Below are 17,512 nucleotides of genomic sequence, written 5' to 3'. Positions count from 1 at the left end.
GGGCACACCGCCCGACCGCAACTCGGCCTCCCTCTCCCGGTAGTCGAGGGTGAAGGGGCTGGGCAGGCAGCGGGTCGCGTGGCCGGGCGCGGTCTCCAGCAGGGCGGTGGTGGCGGCGGTGAGGACCTGCCGCTGGAAGAGCGGCCGGATGGCGCCGTGGGCGACGGCCTCCTCGGTGAACAGGTAGGCGGTGCCCATCAGGACGCCGATCGCGGCTCCCCGGTCGGTGAGCGGTGCGGCCAGGGCGGCGACCATCGCCGCGGAGCGCTCGTCGTGGACGCCGCCCGCGAAGAACACCTCCAGCTGCCGTGCCGTCCCGTCGGGGGCGTCGGCCAGGAAGTCCTCCAGGACGGCGAGTTGGGCCTCCCACAGCGGGAAGGAGGCCCGGGGTCCGACGTGCCCGCCGCACTCGGATCCCTCGAAGACGAACCTGCGCGTGCCGGCCTCCAGGAACTGCCCCAGCAGACCCGGTGAGGGCACGTGCAGGAAGGTGCGGATCCCGGCCCGCTCCAGCGCCTCGGCCTGGGCGGGCCGCCCGCCCGCGATGATCGCGTGCGTGGGGCGCAGCTCCCGTACGGCGTCCAGCTGGGCGTTTCTCGTGCCCTCGGGCGCGAAGCCCAGCACGCCCACGCCCCAAGGCCGGCCATCGAGGACGGCCCGCGCCTCGGTCAGCATCGCCCGGGTCCGGGCACCGTCGGCCAGGGCCAGCGCCAGGAAGGGCAGCGCCCCGTCCCCGGCGACGGCGGCGGCGAACCCCGCCTGATCACTGACCCGGGTCATCGGCCCCTGCGCCACCGGCAACCGCGTCCCGAGCGCCCGGCTCATGGCCGCCCCGGCCCGCAACGCCCGCCCGGGCCCGGGACCGACGGCGCCGAGACCTGGTGCCGCGACGCCGCCGCCGGATATGGGCTCCGGCTCCCGGTCCGTGCCACTGCCGCCCGGGACGGGACCAGTCCCGGCGCCCTCCCCCTCGGCTGGTTCGGCCGGTGCCTCCTCCGTGAGCGCCTGCCCTACCGCCGCCGAGAGCTCGCGCAGCACACCGCGTACGTCGCCCCACCGGTCGGCGAACCGGGCGGCGAGGAAGCCGTCCTGGCCGACGGGGAGCAGGTGACGGCGAAGGTCCCCGGCGCCCAGGAGGGCGGCGACCGCCTCGGGATCGCCGGCGGGGGGCTGTGGCGCGTCGGGTCCGCGCCGCCGCAGGACCCGGTGGCCGCCCAGCACCACCGTCTCGGAGCCGTCCAGGGACCGCAGCGCCGCCCGGACCGCCTCGGGCAGCCGTGACTCGGGCAGCAGGGCCAACTGGCTGTCGAGGACGACTCCGGCGGCCCCGCCCGCGACGGCGGCCGCGGCGGTTCGCGGGCCGATGCCGCCGCAGGCCCAGACGGGCGTTCCGCGCAACTCCTCGTCGGCCAGCAGTTGTTGCAGCAGGACGAAGGTGCTCAGCTCGCCGACCCGGCCGCCGCTCTCGCCGCCCCGGGCGATCAGCCCGTGGGCTCCGCAACGCACGGCTGCCCGGGCCTGTCCGAGGTCGGTGACCTCGGACAGCACCCGGTACTCGGCGGACAGTTCGGCAGTGCTCCACGGCGCGTCCCGGGCGAGGACGACGGTGTCGGGGGCGCCGCCGAGTTCCGACGGGGAGAGGGCGCAGCGCCCGGTGACCCGTACGCCGAACGGTCCCGGCGCGGTCCGACCGAGACGGGCCAGTTCCTCGCGGGATCTTCGGTCGCCGGTGCCGAGGTCGAGGACCCCGAGTCCGCCGGCACCGGAGGCGGCCGCGGCGAGGCCTGCGTCGGGTTCTCCGAAGGGGGTGATGCACAGGATCAGATCGTGGGCGCGCACAAGCGAGGTCATGAGGCTCCGACACAGGCGAGAGAAGCACGGTGGGGGGTTTGTGCTGCGGGACTCTCTGGTGCGAGGGCACCGGAAACTAGCGAGGGCTTACTCACGGGTCAATAACGTCGCGCCCTTTTCGCGTGCCGTGGCCGTGATTCGGCCAGGCCACCGAATTCCCCGCAAGCATCGCGAAAACCGGCGTTTCCCGGCACCGGCCAAAACTGCGGGCCCCCTGGGAGCGCACATCACACCGTCACAAGCCGCTCAAAGCGTCCGGCCGCTTCACCGCGCACTCATCCGCCCGCAATGCGCCGGGACAACGAGACCGCGTCTGTAAATTCCGCATGACTTCGGCCCCGTGGCTCGAAACACGGCCCGCCCGGTCGCCTGTCCTCCGGGACGCGGCGGGGCCGCCTCGCCGAGGCGGCCCCGCGCATGTCAGCCGAGCAGCGAGCCGACGGCCGGCGGCACGGAGGCGGCGGTGCGGGCGACGGGCGAGCCGAGCGTGCCGGCGGCCCGCCGGACGAGGTGACGCGCCGCGTCCACCGCCCGCCCCGCGGCCCCGGCCGCCGCGCGCCCGGGCGGCAGCCGATCGCCGGGTGCGGCGACCTGGGCGACGCGTGTCTCGCCGTACTCGCCGGGCGACCGGCCCTCCCGCCCCGAACCGCCGGACGAGGAGCCGTCCTCGCCCCGTTGCCCGGGCGCCTTCCCGGCTCCCCCGCCCGGGGATCCCGGCGCGTCGGGTGCCGCCGTGGGGCTGGGCTGTCCGCCCTCGTCCGGCTCCAGCACCCACCGCTGGGCCGCCGCACCGTCCCGGTCCGCCACCTCGACCTCCGCGGAGGAGCCGTCGGACCCCTGGGCGAGGGCGAGCCCCTTGTGCCCGCGGAGCAGGATCTCGCCGTGCAGGGTGAGGTCGTACGACACCTCCCCGGCATGGACGAGGCAGCCGTCCAGCAACACGCTCTTCGAGCCGGGGTCGGCGGCGAGACAGAGGGTGGGGTCGGCGGCGCTGCGCAGGAGTCCGTCGTCCTGGTACGACCACTGCTGCGAGGCGGTGGACGAGCACACCGCGAGCCGGACAGCCGCGCCGGCGGTGATCCGGCCGCCGCGCACGTCCAGGCAGCGGCCGGAGGCGAGGGAGCGCAGGCCGCCGTGGGCGATCTCGACGGGCTCGCCGGCGGACGCGGCGGAGGGGGAGGTGGCGTGCCGTCGGCCGGTGCCGTGCGGGTGGGTGGTGTGGCCGGCGGGGGCGCCCCAGGCGGCGCCGGGCACGGGGACACCGCCGTCGTCGGACCAGGTCCGGGCCACGAGCACGGTGGCGAGCAGGGCGAGCGTGGTGAGCCCGACACCGATGACCAGGCCCTTGCGGCGCGGCCCCACCGGTCCGGTGCGGTGCCGCCTCTCCGGTCCGGTGCGGTGCCGGCCGCCGGCCACCCCGTGCGCGGCCTCCGGCGCGGGCGGCGGCCATTCCTCGACGATGCCGCGGCCCGGGCGTGAGTCCAGGTAGCGGCGGGCGCCCCAGCCGAGCACGGCCTCGGCGAGCAGCAGGCCCAATCCGTCCTCGAAACGCCCGAGTTGCTCGGCGGCGAGGCGGCAGTGACGACAGGCCGCCAGATGCCGTCGCACGTCCGGCAGCAGATCGCCGCCACGGCGCAGGGGGACGTCGAGGAGGCGGTTGTGGAGGCGGCATTCCCGGGAGGGCGCGAGTTCCCGGTGGGCGCGTACGCAGCCCGCGCGGAATTGCTCGCGGGCCTGCTCCAGGGCGGCCGTCGCGGTGACCGCGTCGACCCCCAGCAGACCAGCGGGTATGTTTATGGGCTCCGCCTCGACCTCGGTGTGCCAGAGAAGGCATTGCGAGGCGCCGGGAAGGGAATGGAAAGCGCGTTCGGCGAGCAGGAGCCTTTCCGGCGTACGGGCGTTTGTCGCGCGCAGACCGCGGCCGCCGGTTGTTTTGCGCAATTCCGGCAGCGCGATGCAGGCCGCGTCGTCCGCGGCCCAGTCGCGGACGATGTCGCGGACGGCCACCAGCAGTTGCGGGCACAGGGCTCCACCGGCGACTCCGCGCGCCGCGCGGCCGAGCACCTCGTGGAACGCGGCCACGGCCACCAGTTGGGCGGTGGACCCGGCCGCGGCCAGGCAGACGACGGCGTGGTCACGGGTGGCCGGCCAGTGCCGGGCCAGCAGCAGGGAGACGGCGTGATGGCGGGCGGCGTCGGGGCCGCTCAGCCGGGCGAGGAGAGCACGGTCGGACTCGCCGGTCGGACCGGGGTGGGGTGGGTGCGGCGGGCGTGGGGGGTGGGGGGACTGCACGGAACCATTTCCTTTCCGGGCGCGGGAGGCATGCGAAATGGCGTCTGTCGGAAAGCGGTGCCTGATGGTGCGTACCTGATGGGCCGGCCGAGCCGCGCGACGCCGGCCATTGCCCTCCCGCGGGGAAGGCTCACTTTCGCACACGCGCCTCAGAGGAAACAAGAAGTTCGATTGACTCGACGTCACCGTCGGCCAATTAAACAAAGGTTACCGGCGGTATCCAGATGTACGTGCGACTCAGTGGTCGCCGGCGGGTCAACTCATGTACGGAAAGAACGGGATGACACCCAGGAGTTGATGGCGGCCGGTGCCATGCACGGCGTGATGCTCGACGGCCTGCGCCACGACACCGGCGACAGGGCCGGCCATCTGCGGGCGGCGGTCCCCCGGAGCCTCACCCCCGGACTCACCCGTCGACTCGGGGAGTTCACAACAGGGCTGGAGGACGGCGCGACCGGCGTCCAGGAGCGGCGGCCGGCCGCGCGAGGCGGACAGCGGTGGGGTGGCGCATGAGGGAGGAGGAGCCGGGCCGGCCCCTCCTCGGACAGCGACTCAGCTGTTCGGACGCAGCGTCCAGACGACGGTCATCTCGCCCGTCACGGCACCGTCCGCGCGCCGGATCTCGATCGACACCGGGAACTCGGGGCGCTGCCCCGCGTCCAGTTCGGCGACGACCTCGGCGGCCGGCCGGCCCAGGGTCGCGGTCGCGGTGACGGCGCCCATCGCCAGCTTCCTGTAGGCGATCTCGGCACGCACGGCGAGGGGCACCGCGCGTGAGAGTTGGTCCCCGAAGGCGGCCAGCACGATGGCACCGCTGGCCGACTCCCCGAGCGTGAACATCGCGCCGGCGTGCGGCCCGCCCACGTGGTTGTGGTACTCGCCCTGGTCCGGCAGGGACACGACGGCCTGGTCCGGAGTCGTCTCCAGGAAATCCAGGTTCAGCGTCCGGGCCATGGGCACGGTGGCGGCGAGCATCTCGCCGATCGACATCTGGTCTGCGCTCATGACCGACATGTTACTCACGGGTAGCAGATGCTGGCCAGACTCCCTGCCAGGCAGAGCGGCAGCGCTCCCGCGCGCTTCTCCCCCGTTTCGCTACGACCCTGACGAGGACCGGTGACCGAAACGTGTCCGTGGCCGCACTAGGGTTACTGGCCATGTGGCCAGATCAGCAGCCGCCAGGGGGCGCGCAGAACCCGCAGCAGAACCCGTATCAGCAGCCGGGTTACCAGCAGCAGAATCCGTATCAGCAGTCCGGATACCAGCAGTATCCGCAGGCCGGTCCGTACGGGCAGCAGCCGCAGTGGGGTCAGCAGCCCCCCACCGTGCCGATGTCCCAGCCGCCGAAGGGCGGTGGCGACCGCACCAAGCTGATCGCGGTCATCGCGGCCGCAGCGGTCGTGGTCGCCGCCGGAGTGACCGGCTTCCTGGTCCTCGGCGGCTCGAAGGACGACAAGGCGGACAACGGCAAGGGCGGGCAGCACAAGAGCCAGTCGCCGGCGCAGTCGCCCACGGCCTCCTCGTCCACGACCGACAACCCGCGCGCCGCCGGCACCGAGAAGCCGACCGTCGCGGGCTGGAAGGTCGTGGTGAACCCCAAGTGGGGCATCGCCTACGACGTGCCCGCCGCCTGGGCCGTGCAGTCCCCCACCCTCGAGATCGGGTTCGAGGACCGCAAGTCCAGCGACTCCAAGCCCCTCATCATCATGTCGGGCACGGCCGAGGACCAGCCCAAGTGGTGCAGCTCGGACGACAACAAGGACGGCCGGGTCGACGACACTCCGCTGGCGGTCGTGGGCAGCAAGGGTGCCAGCGGCGCCAAGAACACGGACCAGATCGCGGTCAACACCCCGGCCTGGTGGGTCTACGGCGGCTACACCCAGCCGGACAAGAAGAGCATCACCTACGACAAGAAGGCCACTCCCTTCAAGACCGCGTCCGGCATCCAGGGCAGCTACGCCTGGGCCCGGTCGTCCGGCACCCCCAGCAAGGGCAAGTGCGCGAGCGACGGCAAGGCGCTCACGTTCGGCTTCCAGAACTCGGTGCACGACTACGTCTCGTTCAGCTTCTACGGGGCCAAAGGCGTGAAGGACGAGGTCTCCGAGGCGACGGTCATGAAGATCCTCAGCACGGTCCGGCTGCACGGCACGCCGACGAACGACTGACGCGGGACCGGGAGGCGACCCGGACTCCCAGGGGGCGTCTCACCCGCACCGGGTGAGGCGCCCCGGCTTTTGTCGCGGGCAGGCTGATCCGGTGGGAGGGAATCCGACGTCCGGGGCAGTGATGGAGAAACGACAATGAGCCAGCAGATGTACCTGGCGTACGACTACCCGTTGCTCAGCGCCTTCTGGACCATGCTGTGGTTCGCACTGTGGATCCTGTGGTTCTTCCTGCTGTTCAGGATCGTCCTCGACATCTTCCGCGATGACGATCTCGGCGGTTGGAGCAAGGCGGGCTGGCTGACGTTCGTCGTCGTACTGCCGTTCCTCGGTGTCCTGGTCTACCTCATCGCCCGCGGCAAGGACATGGGCCGGCGCGAGGTGGAACAGGCGAGGGCGCAGCAGAGGGAGTTCGACGCCTACGTCCGCGAGACGGCGGGCGCCGGGCGGCCCAGCAGCGCCGACGATCTGGCCAGGCTCTCGCAGATGCGCGCCCACGGCGACATCACCGAGGAGGAGTTCGCCCGCGCCAAGCAACTCGTCCTGAGCGGCAACCGCGAGAGAGTGTGAGGACCGGTGGCGTGGAACCGGCGGCCGGGCTCGGGACGCCCGCGGCCTGGGCCCGGCTGGCGCTCCTCGCCCTGCTGGGCAGCGTGCTCGCGCTGCTCGTCACCGCCGGGCTGAGAGGTCTGCTCTGGGTGGTGATCGCCGTGGCGGGCGTGGCCCTGACGGCCGCCGGGCTCTGGTGGGCGCTCGCGCACTCCGGGCTCGTACGGGCCCTGGGAACCCTTCTGGTGGTGTTCGTCCCGCTCGCGGTCCTGGCCCTCTTCGCCGCGCACGGCATGCTGGCGCCCGCCTGCCTCTCCCTCGGCCTCTGGGTGCTCTCGCTGACGGCCGCCCGCATCGCGACGGCTCCCGCGGTCCGTGCCGGCGGGGGCGGCGGTACGCCCCGGCCGGTGGCGGCCCCGCGGCATCCGTGGGTGGTGATGAACCCGCGCTCCGGCGGCGGCAAGGTGGACCGCTTCCAGCTTGCCGCGCGGGCGGAGGCGGCGGGCGCCCGGGTCGTCGTGCTGGATCCGGCGCGGCACCAGGACGTGGCGGAACTGGCCCGGCGCGCGGTGGCCGAAGGAGCGGATCTGCTGGGTGTGGCCGGCGGGGACGGCACCCAGGCTCTGGTCGCCGAGGTCGCGGCCAGGCACGACGTGCCCTTCGTGGTGGTCCCGGCGGGGACGCGCAACCACTTCGCGCTCGATCTCGGGCTCGACCGCGACGACCCGGCGGCCGCCATCGAGGCGTTCACGGACGCCGTCGAGTTCCGCGTCGACCTGGGGTTCGCGGCCGACCGGGTGTTCGTCAACAACGCCTCCTTCGGGACCTACGCGGAAGTGGTGGCCGATCCCGCCTACCGGGACGAGAAGGTGCGCACGACGCTGCATGCCCTGCCCGTCCTCCTCGGCCCCGGCGCGCCGCGGCTGCGGGCGCGCGCGGGGCGGACGTGCGCCGAGGGTCTGCAGGCCGTGCTCGTCAGCAACAACCCGTACCGGCCCGTCGTCGACTCGGCCCATCCCGGGCTGCGGGAACGCCTGGACTCCGGGCGGCTGGGCGCGCTGTGCGTCCGCATCGACAACTCCGCGCAGGCGGCCCGGCTCCCGGCCCGGCTGCTGCGTCGCCGCAGATCGCCGTCGGTGACGCGGCTGACGGCACGCGAGGTGGTCGTGGAGGCCGACGCGGACACCGTTCCGGCCGGCATCGACGGGGAGTCCGTCGTACTGGCCGCTCCGGTGACCTGCCGGGTGGCCCCCGGTGCGCTGCGTGTCCGTGTCCCGCTCCACCGGCCGGGCACGCCGCCGAACCGGCCTCCGGCCGACTGGCGGCGGGTGATGCTGCTGGCCCTGGCCCCCGCCGCCCGGCAGCGCACCCCGGCGGCGCGCTGACCGGCGCGGTGACTCACCGGTGGTCGGCCCGGGAGGGCGGGGCCGGGATCCAGTCGGCGCCGGTCCCGCGGCGGAAGGCGCCGACGGCGGCCTCGATCGTGGGGAAGAAGTGGCCGGGGTCGACGGTCCGGGTGAGCCCGTAACGCTCGATCTTCCGCCGGACCGGGTCCTTGAGCTCGGCGAACACCAGATGGACCTGTTCGGCGTCGAGGGTCTCGTCGAGTTCCTCCAGGACGTCGGAGGCGGTGGTGTCCACGTCGGTCATCGGCTCCGCCGCGATCACGATCCAGCTGGGCGCGGGCTCGGTCCGGGCCAGCCGCAGCACCTCGTCCCGGAAGGTCCTGGCGTTGGCGAAGAACAGCGGCGCGTCGAACCGGTAGAGCACCAGCCCGGGCAGCCGCTCCGCGTGGGGGTAGGAGCGGATGTCGTGGAAGCCCTCCAGGCCCGGCACCCGGCCGAGCACGGTCGCGTACGGCCACCAGGCGCGCCGGAAGACGTTGAGCACCGACAGGCCGACGGCGATCGCGATGCCCGGCAGGACGCCCAGCAGCGCCACGCCCGCGAAGGCGGCCAGGGACAGCAGGAACTCGGCGCGACGCTGCCGCCACAGCCGTACGGTCCCCGGCACATCGGCCAGTGACAGCGACGCGGTGATCACGACGGCGGCGAGTGCGGGCTGGGGCAGATCGCGGAACAGGCCCGGGAGCAGCACCAGCATCAGTGTGATCAGTACGGCGCCGACGACCCCGGTGAGCTGCGTCCTCGCGCCGGCCCGTTCGGCCACCGCGGTGCGGGAGCCGCTCGTGCTGACGGGAAAGCCCTGGAAGAACCCCGCCGCGAGGTTGGCGGCGCCGATTCCGGCCATCTCCTGGTTGCCGCGGACCTCCTGCCCGGAGCGGGCGGCGAAGGCGGAGGCGTTGGAGATCGTGTCGGCCAGGGAGACGAGGGCGATGCCCAGGGCGCCGCCGGCCAGCGGCGCCAGGTCGTCGAGCCGGACGTGGGGCAGGGTGAGGGGCGGGAAACCCTCGGGCAGCACGCCCACGAGGCCCACGCCGTGCGCGCCCAGGTCGAAGACGGTGGTGGCGGCGATGGCCAGCAGCACCATGACCAGGACCGCCGGGATCCTCGGCCGCAGCCGCTGGAGCACCAGGATCACCGCGATGCCGGCGACTCCCACGGCGGCCGCGGCGGGCACCACGGCACCGGCGGCCAGCTTCTCGACGAGGCCCGCGCACTCCTCCACCAGGCTGCCCGCCTCGACCTTGAAGCCGAGCAGCTTCGGCAGCTGGCCGATCAGGATGGTCAGCGCCAGGCCGTTCATGTAGCCGGTCATCGTGGGCTTGGAGAGCAGGTCGGCGATGAACCCGAGTCTCGCCGCCGACGCCAGGAGCATCACGACGGCGACCATGATCGCGAGCGTCGAGGCCAGCGCGACCGCGCGGGCCGGATCGCCGCCCGAGACCAGCAGCGGCAGCACGGTGGCGGCGATCATTGGGCCCAGCGAGGAGTCGGGGCCGAGCACCAGGATCTTCGAGGGGCCGAACACCGCGTAGGCGAGCAGGCACAGGACGGAGGTGTACAGGCCGGTGATCGGCGGCAGGCCCGCGAGTTCCGCGTACGCCATGCCCTGCGGCACCAGCAGTGTGGTCAGGACGATCCCGGCGACCAGGTCCTTCGTCAGCCACTCACGCCGGTACGACGCCAGCGCGCGGACCCCGGGTACGGCCCGCACCCTGCGGCCCGCCCCGCCCGCGTGCAGGTGACCGCCGTTCATGGGCCGTCCTTCCCGTGTGACCGCTCGGGCCGCCGGACGGCGTCACCTCCGGACGGAGGGCGCGCCGGTCCAGCGGACGAGGAACTTGCCCAGTTCCCACAGCGCCAGCAGCGCGAGCGGCGGCAGCAGCGTCCAGCCGAACTCCGCCAGGTCCAGGCGGGTCGTGCCGAGCAGCCGGCGGAAGCCGTCCAGCTGGGTCACCAGCACCGCGAGAGCGAACTCGACGAGCATGGCCCAGTTCATCTGCTTGCTGTCGAAGCTGGCGGTGGTGAGCACGGTGTCCGTCTCGCTGCGGCACTCCAGCGCGGCCACGATCAGGCAGAGCGCGAAGGTGGTGAAGGCCATCGACTGGCCCACCGCCACGCTGCCGTAGCGCGTCTCGCCGAGCTTGATCAGGACGAGCAGGGCGATGGTGATCACCAGGCCGGAGAGCCCGACCGTGATCATCACGCTCGTGGTCAGCACGGGTGTGCCGCGGGGCCGCGGCCGGCGGGCCATGAGCCCGGGGCTCTGCCGGTCGAAGCCGAGCGCGAAGCCGAAGGCCGCGTTGACGAAGAAGTGGATCCACAGCACCTGGGCCGGGGTGAAGGGTTCTCCGGCGGCGATGTCGAACAGCGTCGCGCCGAGGAACGTCAGCACGAAGACCACGAGAAGGACGAGCACGAAGCGGATGTACTTGGTGAGGTTGTCGTAGATCTTGCGGCCCTGCTCGACGGCGAAGACGATCGTGGCGAAGTTGTCGTCGGTCAGCACCATGCGTCCGGCGTTCTTGGCGACCTCGGTGCCGGAGCCCATGGCGATCCCGACGTCGGCCGCCTTGATCGCGGGCGCGTCGTTGACGCCGTCGCCGGTCATGGCCACCACCCGGCCCCGCTTCTTCAGGGTGTCGGCGAGCAGCACCTTGTGCTCCGGGGCGACCCGGCCGACGACGCCGATGCCGTCGATCCGGGCGAGCCGCTCCTCCTCCGGGAGGGCGGCGAAGTCCGCGCCGAGCACGGCCTCCCCCTCGATCCCGAGCTGCTTCGCGATGGCCGCGCCGGTGACGACGTCGTCGCCGGTCACCATCCGCACCCTGATGTGCGCGGCCTGCGCGTCCGCCACCGCGGCGCGCGACTCGGGACGCGGCGGGTCGACCATCCCGACCAGGCTCGTCATCTGCAGCTCGGTGACATGGCGGAGCAGGTCGCCCTCGGGATCGAAGGTGTCCGGGTCGAGGTCGCGTTGCGCGGCGGCCATCACCCGCAGGCCCTCCCGGCCCATGCGCTCGACATGCTCCTGCGCCCGCCCCCGCAGGACGTCGTCCCACGGGACCGAGGTGCCCTGCGACAGTGCGGTGGCGGCCCGCGCCATCATCGCGGGCGCGGCCCCCTTCACGAAGCAGCGCACGACCGGCCGGCCCGTGGCGTCCGTGGCCGCGTTGAAGGTGGCCATCAGCTTGTACGAGGGGTCGAAGGGCAGCGTGGCCAGCCTCGGCAGCCGGGCCCGGGTGGCGTCGATGTCCAGTCCCGCCTTGTGGCCGAGCACCAGCAGGGCGCCCTCCGTGGGATCGCCGACCACCTCGCCGTTCACCAGGCGCGCGTCGTTGGCGACCAGGTAGGGCAGGATCGCGCTCTCCATGTCCGGCGCGCTGCCGACCGCGTGATGGATCCTCCCCTCGAGGCTGTAACCGGTGCCGGAGACGGTGTACCGGTCGCCCGGATCGATCACTTCCACGGCGGTCATCTGGTTCATGGTGAGCGTGCCGGTCTTGTCGGAGTTGATCGCCGAGGTGAATCCCAGCGACTCCACCGACGGCAGGTCCTTCACGATCGCCTCGCGCCGCGCCAGGTCGACGGCGCCGATGGACAGGATCGTCTGCGTCACGGTCGGCAAGGCCTCCGGGATGGCGGCGATGGCCAGCGAGACGGCGCTCACGAACAGCGCGTCCCACGCCGTGCCCCGGCTGCGCCCCAGAACGAACATCACGATCATCGTCAGTCCGGCCGTGCCCGTGATCCACAGGGTGAGCCGGTCCATCTCCTGGGCCAGTGGCGAGGCCTCGCGGGGCGTGGACGACAACATGCCGGAGATGCGCCCGAGTTCGGTACCGGCACCGGTGGCCGTGACAATCACCGTGCCGCTGCCGTGGGTGACGGGCGTGTTCATGAACGCCATGTTCCGGCGGTCGCCGGGCGGCAGGTCCGTTCCGGTCAGCGTCCCGGCCTCCTTCACCGCCGGCACGCTCTCCCCGGTCAGCGCCGACTCGTCGATCTGCAGCGCACTGGCCGTGACGATCCGGCCGTCGGCCGGCACCTCGTCCCCGGCCGCGATCAGCACCACGTCGCCTACGACGACCTCCTCGGCCGGGATCTCGGACTCCGTGCCGTCCCTGCGCACCCGGGCGGTGGCCTTCAGCATCGACTTGAGCGCGTTCATGGCGCTCTCGGCCTTGCCCTCCTGCCGCATCCCGGCGACGGCGTTGACGACCGTCAGGAAGAGCAGCAGCACGCCGGTGCTCCACTCCTTGATCACGAGGGACACCACGGCGGCACTCACCAGGACCAGTTGCATGTAACTGCGGTACTGGGCCAGAAAGCGGCGCCAGCCGGGCACGGGCCGCTCCTCCGGCAGCGCGTTCGGGCCGTCCACGCGGAGCAGCTCCGCGGCCCGGGCCGTGGACAGTCCCGTGGCCGGGTCCACGCCGAAGGCGGCGGCCACGTCCTCCGGGGGGAGCGAGTACCACGTCCGGCTGTCCGCTGCGCCCCCGTGCGGGGTGTCTGTCTGCGCGGTCATGGATGGTGCCTCCGTTCGAGCCCGCCGGCCTGTGATCGGCTGCCCGCGCGTCGCGTCCCGTTCAGCGCCGGGGCTGGAAGGGACGGAGCAGGTCACGGCCCGGCTGGACCATGCCGTAGCTGCTCTCCGGCACTTCGTGCCACGCCCCGGGGAGGTCGCCGAGCGGCTCGGACACGACCAGGCGCGTCTCGTCCGAGATCTCGCGCAGGAAGGAGGCGTCCGGATGGAGCGCGCGCAGGGAGTCGACCCTGGAGCTGAAGTACAGCGACCGTGAGGAGCCCTCGCTGGAGTAACGGAAGGCCCACAGCCGCTCACCGTCGGCCACCGCGACGGTCATCTGCAGGGGGTGCGGCACGCCGTGCCGTTCGCCCGTCTCCTCGACCAGGCCGGCCATGCGCTCCACGGCACCGGGCGGATCCTCCGTGAGGCCGAACGTGAGGGCCAGGAAGAACATGAGCTCGGAGTCGGTGGAACCCTCGATGTCGCTGTACAGGGCCGGATCGACGGCCAGGGCGAGGTCACGTCTGAGCCGGTGGAAGTCGTTGATCATTCCGTTGTGCATCCACAGCCAGCGATCCCTCCGGAAGGGATGGCAGTTGGTCTGCTGCACGGCCGTTCCGGTGGTGGCCCTGATGTGGGCGAAGAACAGGCCCGAGCGCACGTGGTGGGCGACCTCCTGGAGGTTCCGGTTGTTCCAGGCCGGGCCGATGTCCCGCAGCACCGCCGGCGTGATCAGGTCCGGTGTGTACCAGCCCACCCCGAATCCGTCGCCGTTGGTCGTCTCCACCCCCAGGCGGGAGTGCAGACTCTGGTCGATCAGGTTGTGCTGGGGCTTGAACAGGACCTGGCTGAGCAGGACGGGCGTGCCCGAGTAGGCGATCCAGCGACACATGTGCGAACCCACCTCCCTCCGGTGGAGGACGGCGACTTGTGACGCGGACCGGGAGGATCGTTTCCGCCGCTGCACTGATGGCGGGTCCAAGTAGCCGGGCGGCGCGGCCGGACATCGCGAAGAAAGCTGCGGAAGCTGTCCGTCCGAGCCACTACAAGTATGGTCTGCGCGGCTGACCACGGCACGCCCAGCAGGCTGAGGCGAGCGCGGGGGCCATGAGGGGGCGCCCTTGGGGACGGCGCCGCCCTCGCCCGCATCGGCCAGCCGTCACACCGGCGCTGTCCGCCCCGGACGCCGCGTCCCGGGCCCGCCGTACCGCTGTGCAGGGTCGCCGCGAACCGGCCCGGGTCGGCCGGGACCGGTCAGCCGATGCCGAACGCCCCGCCCGGGGGCACCGGCGACGGCACGGCGTCCGCCTCCTCGACCGGCCGCGCGGAACCGGTGAACTCCCTTACCGATGACCCGTGTTCGACACGCGCCGGGAAGGCGTCCGCGGCGACCCGGCGGGCCAGCGCGGCGACGTCGAGCGGCCGGTGCGAGGCAACGAGCACCGCGTTGCCGAACCGCCGGCCGCGCAGCACCGCAGGCTCGGCGATCAGCGCCAGCTCCTCGAAGACCGTGGCGAACGTGGCCAGTTGGGACCGCAGGAAGGCGAACGGCGCCCCGTCGGCGAGGTTGGCCAGATAGACCCCGCCGGGCCGCAGGACCCGCTCGGCCTCGCGGGCGTAGGCGAGCGTGGTGAGGTGGGCGGGCACCCGGGAACCGCCGAACACGTCCCCGATCAGCACGTCGGCGATGTCGTCCGGCGCGGCCTCCAGCCAGGCCCGGGCATCGGCGGCGTGCAGCCTGACACCCGAGCCCTCCGGCAGCGGCAGGTACTCGTCGACCAGTTCCAGCAGCCCCCGGTCGGCCTCGACGACGTCCTGCCGGGAGCCGGGCCGGGTCGCGGCCACGTACCGGGGCAACGTGAACGCGCCCCCGCCCAGGTGCACCACGTCCAGCGCCTCGCCGGCCTCCCCCACCGTGTCCAGCACATGCCCCAGCCGCCGCGTGTACTCGAACTCCAGGTACGTCGGCTCGTCCAGATCCACGTAGGACTGCGGCGCCCCGTCGACCGTCAGCAGCCAGGCCCGCTCCCGGTCGACGTCGGGCATCAGCTTGGCGGTCCCGTGGTCGGTGACACGGGTGACGGGTATCGATTCGCTCACCCGTCCATTGTGAGCGACCCCGACCCTCGCGGGCACGGGGCGGCATCGACATCCGGCGCCCTCGCAGGGGCGACCGCAACCCCCGCGGGCGCGTGGCCCGGTACGGCGCACGGCTCCGGCACATGAGGGCGGCCGAACCGGCCGTCCTCACGCACGCCTCCTCACTCCACGGCGATCACGGTCCCCGCCCCCACGGTCCTGCCGCCCTCACGGACGGCGAACCCGAGGCCCGGCTCCAACGGCACCTCCCGCCCCAGCTCGACGGTCATCTCCACCGTCTCCCCGGGCCGGGCGACGACCGCCTCGCCGAGGTCGATGTCGCCGACCACGTCCGCGGTGCGGATGTAGAACTGGGGCCGGTAGCCGCTGACGACCGGCGTCGTACGGCCCCCCTCGCGCCCGGACAGGACGTACACGCGCGCCGAGAACCGCCGGGCGGGCACCACGCTCCCCGGCGCCGCCACGACATGGCCGCGCCGTACGGCGTCCCGCGGCACCCCCCGCAGCAGCAGCGCCACGTTGTCCCCGGCCTGGGCCTCCTGCATCGGCCTGCCGAAGGTCTCGAGTCCGGTGACCACGGTCTCGATCTCCGCGCCGAGCACGCAGACACGGTCCCCGAGGCGGAGCGTCCCGCGCTCGACGGCCCCGGTGACGACCGTGCCCCGGCCGGTGATGGTGAGCACGTTCTCCACCGGCAGCAGGAACGGCGCGTCGAGATACCGCTCGGGCATCGGCACGTACGTGTCCACTGCGTCGAGCAGCGCCTCCACGGACGCCGTCCAGCGAGGGTCGCCCTCCAGGGCGCGGAGCCCCGAGACCCGTACGACGGGCACGGAGTCGCCCGGGTAGCCCTGGGCGGTGAGCAGGTCGCGGACCTCCAGCTCGACCAGGTCGGTCAGCTCCTCGTCGCCCGCGTCGGCCTTGTTGAGCGCGACGACGATGTGGTCGACGCCCACCTGACGGGCGAGCAGCACGTGCTCGGCGGTCTGCGGCATGATCCCGTCGAGCGCGGAGACGACGAGGATCGCCCCGTCGAGCTGCGCGGCGCCGGTGACCATGTTCTTGACGTAGTCGGCGTGGCCCGGCATGTCCACGTGGGCGTAGTGCCGGGTGTCGGTCTCGTACTCGACGTGCGCGATGTTGATGGTGATGCCGCGGGCGGCCTCCTCGGGGGCGCGGTCGATCCGGTCGAACGGCACGAAGGTGCCGGTGCCGCGCTCGGCGAGGACCTTGGTGATGGCGGCGGTGAGCGTGGTCTTGCCGTGGTCGACATGACCCATGGTGCCGATGTTCAGGTGCGGCTTGGTGCGCACGTAGGCCGTTTTGGACATGGCTGTACCTCGAAGCCTCTGCTGTCGTACGGGAATGCGGGACCCCAGGGGACTGGCCGACCCTCCCCCTGCGGGGTCCGCCGGACGATCCGGAGAGGGTCAGCTTCGGGCGCCGTCGACAGCGGCCAGGAGAGCGGGAACGGCAGCCTTCGGCGCATCCGCGACTGCGGATGCCGCGACGAGGAAGGCGTACCGGAACATGCCGTCGATCATCGCCGACGGCCCGTCCGGCGTCGAATGGTTTTCCGCGCGGGCGAGTTCAGGCCCCGATGTTCTTCAGCGCCTCGCGGACGGTCAGCGGAGCGAACCGGCCCCGCTCCCGCGCCAGGAAGGTCCGTACGGCCTCGGGGTCGGTCTTGGCGTACTCGCGCAGGCTCCAGCCGATGGCCTTGCGGATGAAGAAGTCCGGGTGGCCGGACTGGCGCAGGCAGTACGCGAACAGCCGCTCCTGGTCGGTGTGTTCCTTGTAGCGCAGCTGGTGCAGCAGCGCGGTACGGGCCACCCAGAGGTTCTCGTCCACGATCCACCGGTCCATGTCGGCCGCCAGCGCCGGGTCGGCGGCGACCAGGGCGCCCACGACGTGCGCGGCGAGCAGGTCGACGGTGTCCCACCAGGGGACCGTGGTGACGAGGCGGCGCACCACCGGCAGGAAACCCGAGGAGCAGCGGCTCGCGTACCGGCGCAGGTAGTCGACGGCGAAGTAGTGGTACTCGCGCTCGGGCAGCGCCCAGCAGCGCAGGGCGAGCGCGGTGCAGTCGGTCTCGTCGGGGCGCGGCGCGCCGGCCAGCACGGTCCGGGACAGCGCCCGGCGGTCCGGGGTCGGGATGCCGAGGAAGGGCGCGACGTCCTTCATGTACGCCCGCATGGCCGCGGCCCGCTCGGGGTCGGCGGCGGCACCGTACACGGCCGTCAGCCGCTCCAGCAGGGCCTCGGCGAGAGCACTGCGAGGCATCTCCGACGGCGCCGGCTCCGTGACGGTCATGAGACGTACCCTACGGCGATCACACACATAGGTCGGTTAGTGTCACCGGATGCCCGATGCCACCAACCGCTCCGGGGGCACCGCGACGATCTCTCCCCCGGCCGTCGTCGCGGAGTCGGCCGGATCCGCGCTCGTGTCCCTTCCGTCCCTGCCCGGCACGGGGTTCGCTGCTCGCTGTACGCGGGCGCTGCGGTCCCCGTACGCCAGACTGGCGCTGTTTCCCGGGTGTCGATGATGCTGGCCGTCCTGGAGCAGCGTGGCAGGATCAGCGCGCTCGGCAAGCGGGACATCTACTCGGCGACGGTCGGCGGCGT

Annotated in this window: 14 protein-coding genes; 4 read left to right on the top strand and 10 right to left on the bottom strand. The window is 72.9% G+C overall.

Features of this window, described 5'->3' with window-relative positions:
* Both ACWEN3_RS21910 and ACWEN3_RS21905 read right to left on the bottom strand, forming a co-directional pair.
* On the bottom strand, window positions 1–1,851 hold a 1,851-nt coding region (locus ACWEN3_RS21910; RefSeq protein WP_452973482.1), incomplete at its 3' end, for a nitronate monooxygenase.
* Window positions 1,852–2,271: 420 nt separating this feature from the next.
* Complete coding sequence (locus ACWEN3_RS21905) at window positions 2,272–4,143, bottom strand: RICIN domain-containing protein (protein ID WP_452973479.1); 1,872 nt, start codon at window positions 4,141–4,143, stop codon at window positions 2,272–2,274.
* Between the two features lie 297 nt (window positions 4,144–4,440).
* On the opposite strand from ACWEN3_RS21905, the gene ACWEN3_RS21900 reads away from it, so the two are divergent.
* Window positions 4,441–4,656, top strand: coding sequence for a hypothetical protein (locus ACWEN3_RS21900; RefSeq protein WP_452973476.1), 216 nt, complete (start codon window positions 4,441–4,443; stop codon window positions 4,654–4,656).
* 39 nt (window positions 4,657–4,695) lie between these two features.
* Here ACWEN3_RS21900 and ACWEN3_RS21895 read toward each other — a convergent pair whose 3' ends face one another.
* The gene (locus tag ACWEN3_RS21895) at window positions 4,696–5,148 is read right to left on the bottom strand and encodes a DUF4442 domain-containing protein (protein ID WP_452973473.1); all 453 of its coding nucleotides are present in this window, start codon (window positions 5,146–5,148) and stop codon (window positions 4,696–4,698) included.
* Between the two features lie 152 nt (window positions 5,149–5,300).
* Between ACWEN3_RS21895 and ACWEN3_RS21890 the strand changes: the two genes are divergently transcribed.
* The 3 genes from ACWEN3_RS21890 to ACWEN3_RS21880 all read left to right on the top strand — a co-directional run bounded on the left by ACWEN3_RS21890 (window position 5,301) and on the right by ACWEN3_RS21880 (window position 8,239).
* On the top strand, window positions 5,301–6,308 hold the full coding sequence (locus tag ACWEN3_RS21890) for a hypothetical protein (protein WP_452973471.1): 1,008 nt from the start codon (window positions 5,301–5,303) through the stop codon (window positions 6,306–6,308).
* Window positions 6,309–6,443: 135 nt separating this feature from the next.
* Entirely contained in the window at window positions 6,444–6,875 is a 432-nt protein-coding gene (locus ACWEN3_RS21885; protein WP_452973468.1) for an SHOCT domain-containing protein, read from the top strand.
* A gap of 11 nt (window positions 6,876–6,886) precedes the next feature.
* Window positions 6,887–8,239 carry a diacylglycerol/lipid kinase family protein gene (locus tag ACWEN3_RS21880; protein WP_452973465.1) on the top strand — a complete coding sequence of 451 codons (1,353 nt, stop codon included), beginning with the start codon at window positions 6,887–6,889 and terminating at the stop codon, window positions 8,237–8,239.
* 13 nt (window positions 8,240–8,252) lie between these two features.
* Here ACWEN3_RS21880 and ACWEN3_RS21875 read toward each other — a convergent pair whose 3' ends face one another.
* From ACWEN3_RS21875 to ACWEN3_RS21845, 7 genes are all read right to left on the bottom strand, one after another.
* A complete protein-coding gene (locus tag ACWEN3_RS21875) occupies window positions 8,253–10,013 on the bottom strand; it encodes a SulP family inorganic anion transporter (protein ID WP_452973462.1) in 1,761 nt (586 codons plus the stop codon).
* 42 nt (window positions 10,014–10,055) lie between these two features.
* Window positions 10,056–12,785, bottom strand: coding sequence for a cation-translocating P-type ATPase (locus ACWEN3_RS21870; protein ID WP_452973459.1), 2,730 nt, complete (start codon window positions 12,783–12,785; stop codon window positions 10,056–10,058).
* 61 nt (window positions 12,786–12,846) lie between these two features.
* Window positions 12,847–13,677 carry a class II glutamine amidotransferase gene (locus ACWEN3_RS21865; protein ID WP_452973457.1) on the bottom strand — a complete coding sequence of 277 codons (831 nt, stop codon included), beginning with the start codon at window positions 13,675–13,677 and terminating at the stop codon, window positions 12,847–12,849.
* A 362-nt stretch (window positions 13,678–14,039) separates the two neighbouring features.
* Window positions 14,040–14,885 carry a spermidine synthase gene (locus tag ACWEN3_RS21860; RefSeq protein WP_452973454.1) on the bottom strand — a complete coding sequence of 282 codons (846 nt, stop codon included), beginning with the start codon at window positions 14,883–14,885 and terminating at the stop codon, window positions 14,040–14,042.
* A 161-nt stretch (window positions 14,886–15,046) separates the two neighbouring features.
* Complete coding sequence (tuf, locus tag ACWEN3_RS21855; RefSeq protein ID WP_452973452.1) at window positions 15,047–16,216, bottom strand: elongation factor Tu; 1,170 nt, start codon at window positions 16,214–16,216, stop codon at window positions 15,047–15,049.
* Window positions 16,217–16,475: 259 nt separating this feature from the next.
* Window positions 16,476–17,198 carry a DNA alkylation repair protein gene (locus ACWEN3_RS21850; protein ID WP_452973449.1) on the bottom strand — a complete coding sequence of 241 codons (723 nt, stop codon included), beginning with the start codon at window positions 17,196–17,198 and terminating at the stop codon, window positions 16,476–16,478.
* 42 nt (window positions 17,199–17,240) lie between these two features.
* Window positions 17,241–17,512: hypothetical protein (locus tag ACWEN3_RS21845; protein ID WP_452973485.1), on the bottom strand; the 272-nt coding region annotated here is incomplete at its 5' end.

Source organism: Streptomyces sp. NPDC004561, from assembly GCF_053602155.1.
The sequence above is the reverse complement of the archived record's forward strand: the minus strand, read 5'-3'. Positions and strand labels throughout refer to the sequence as shown.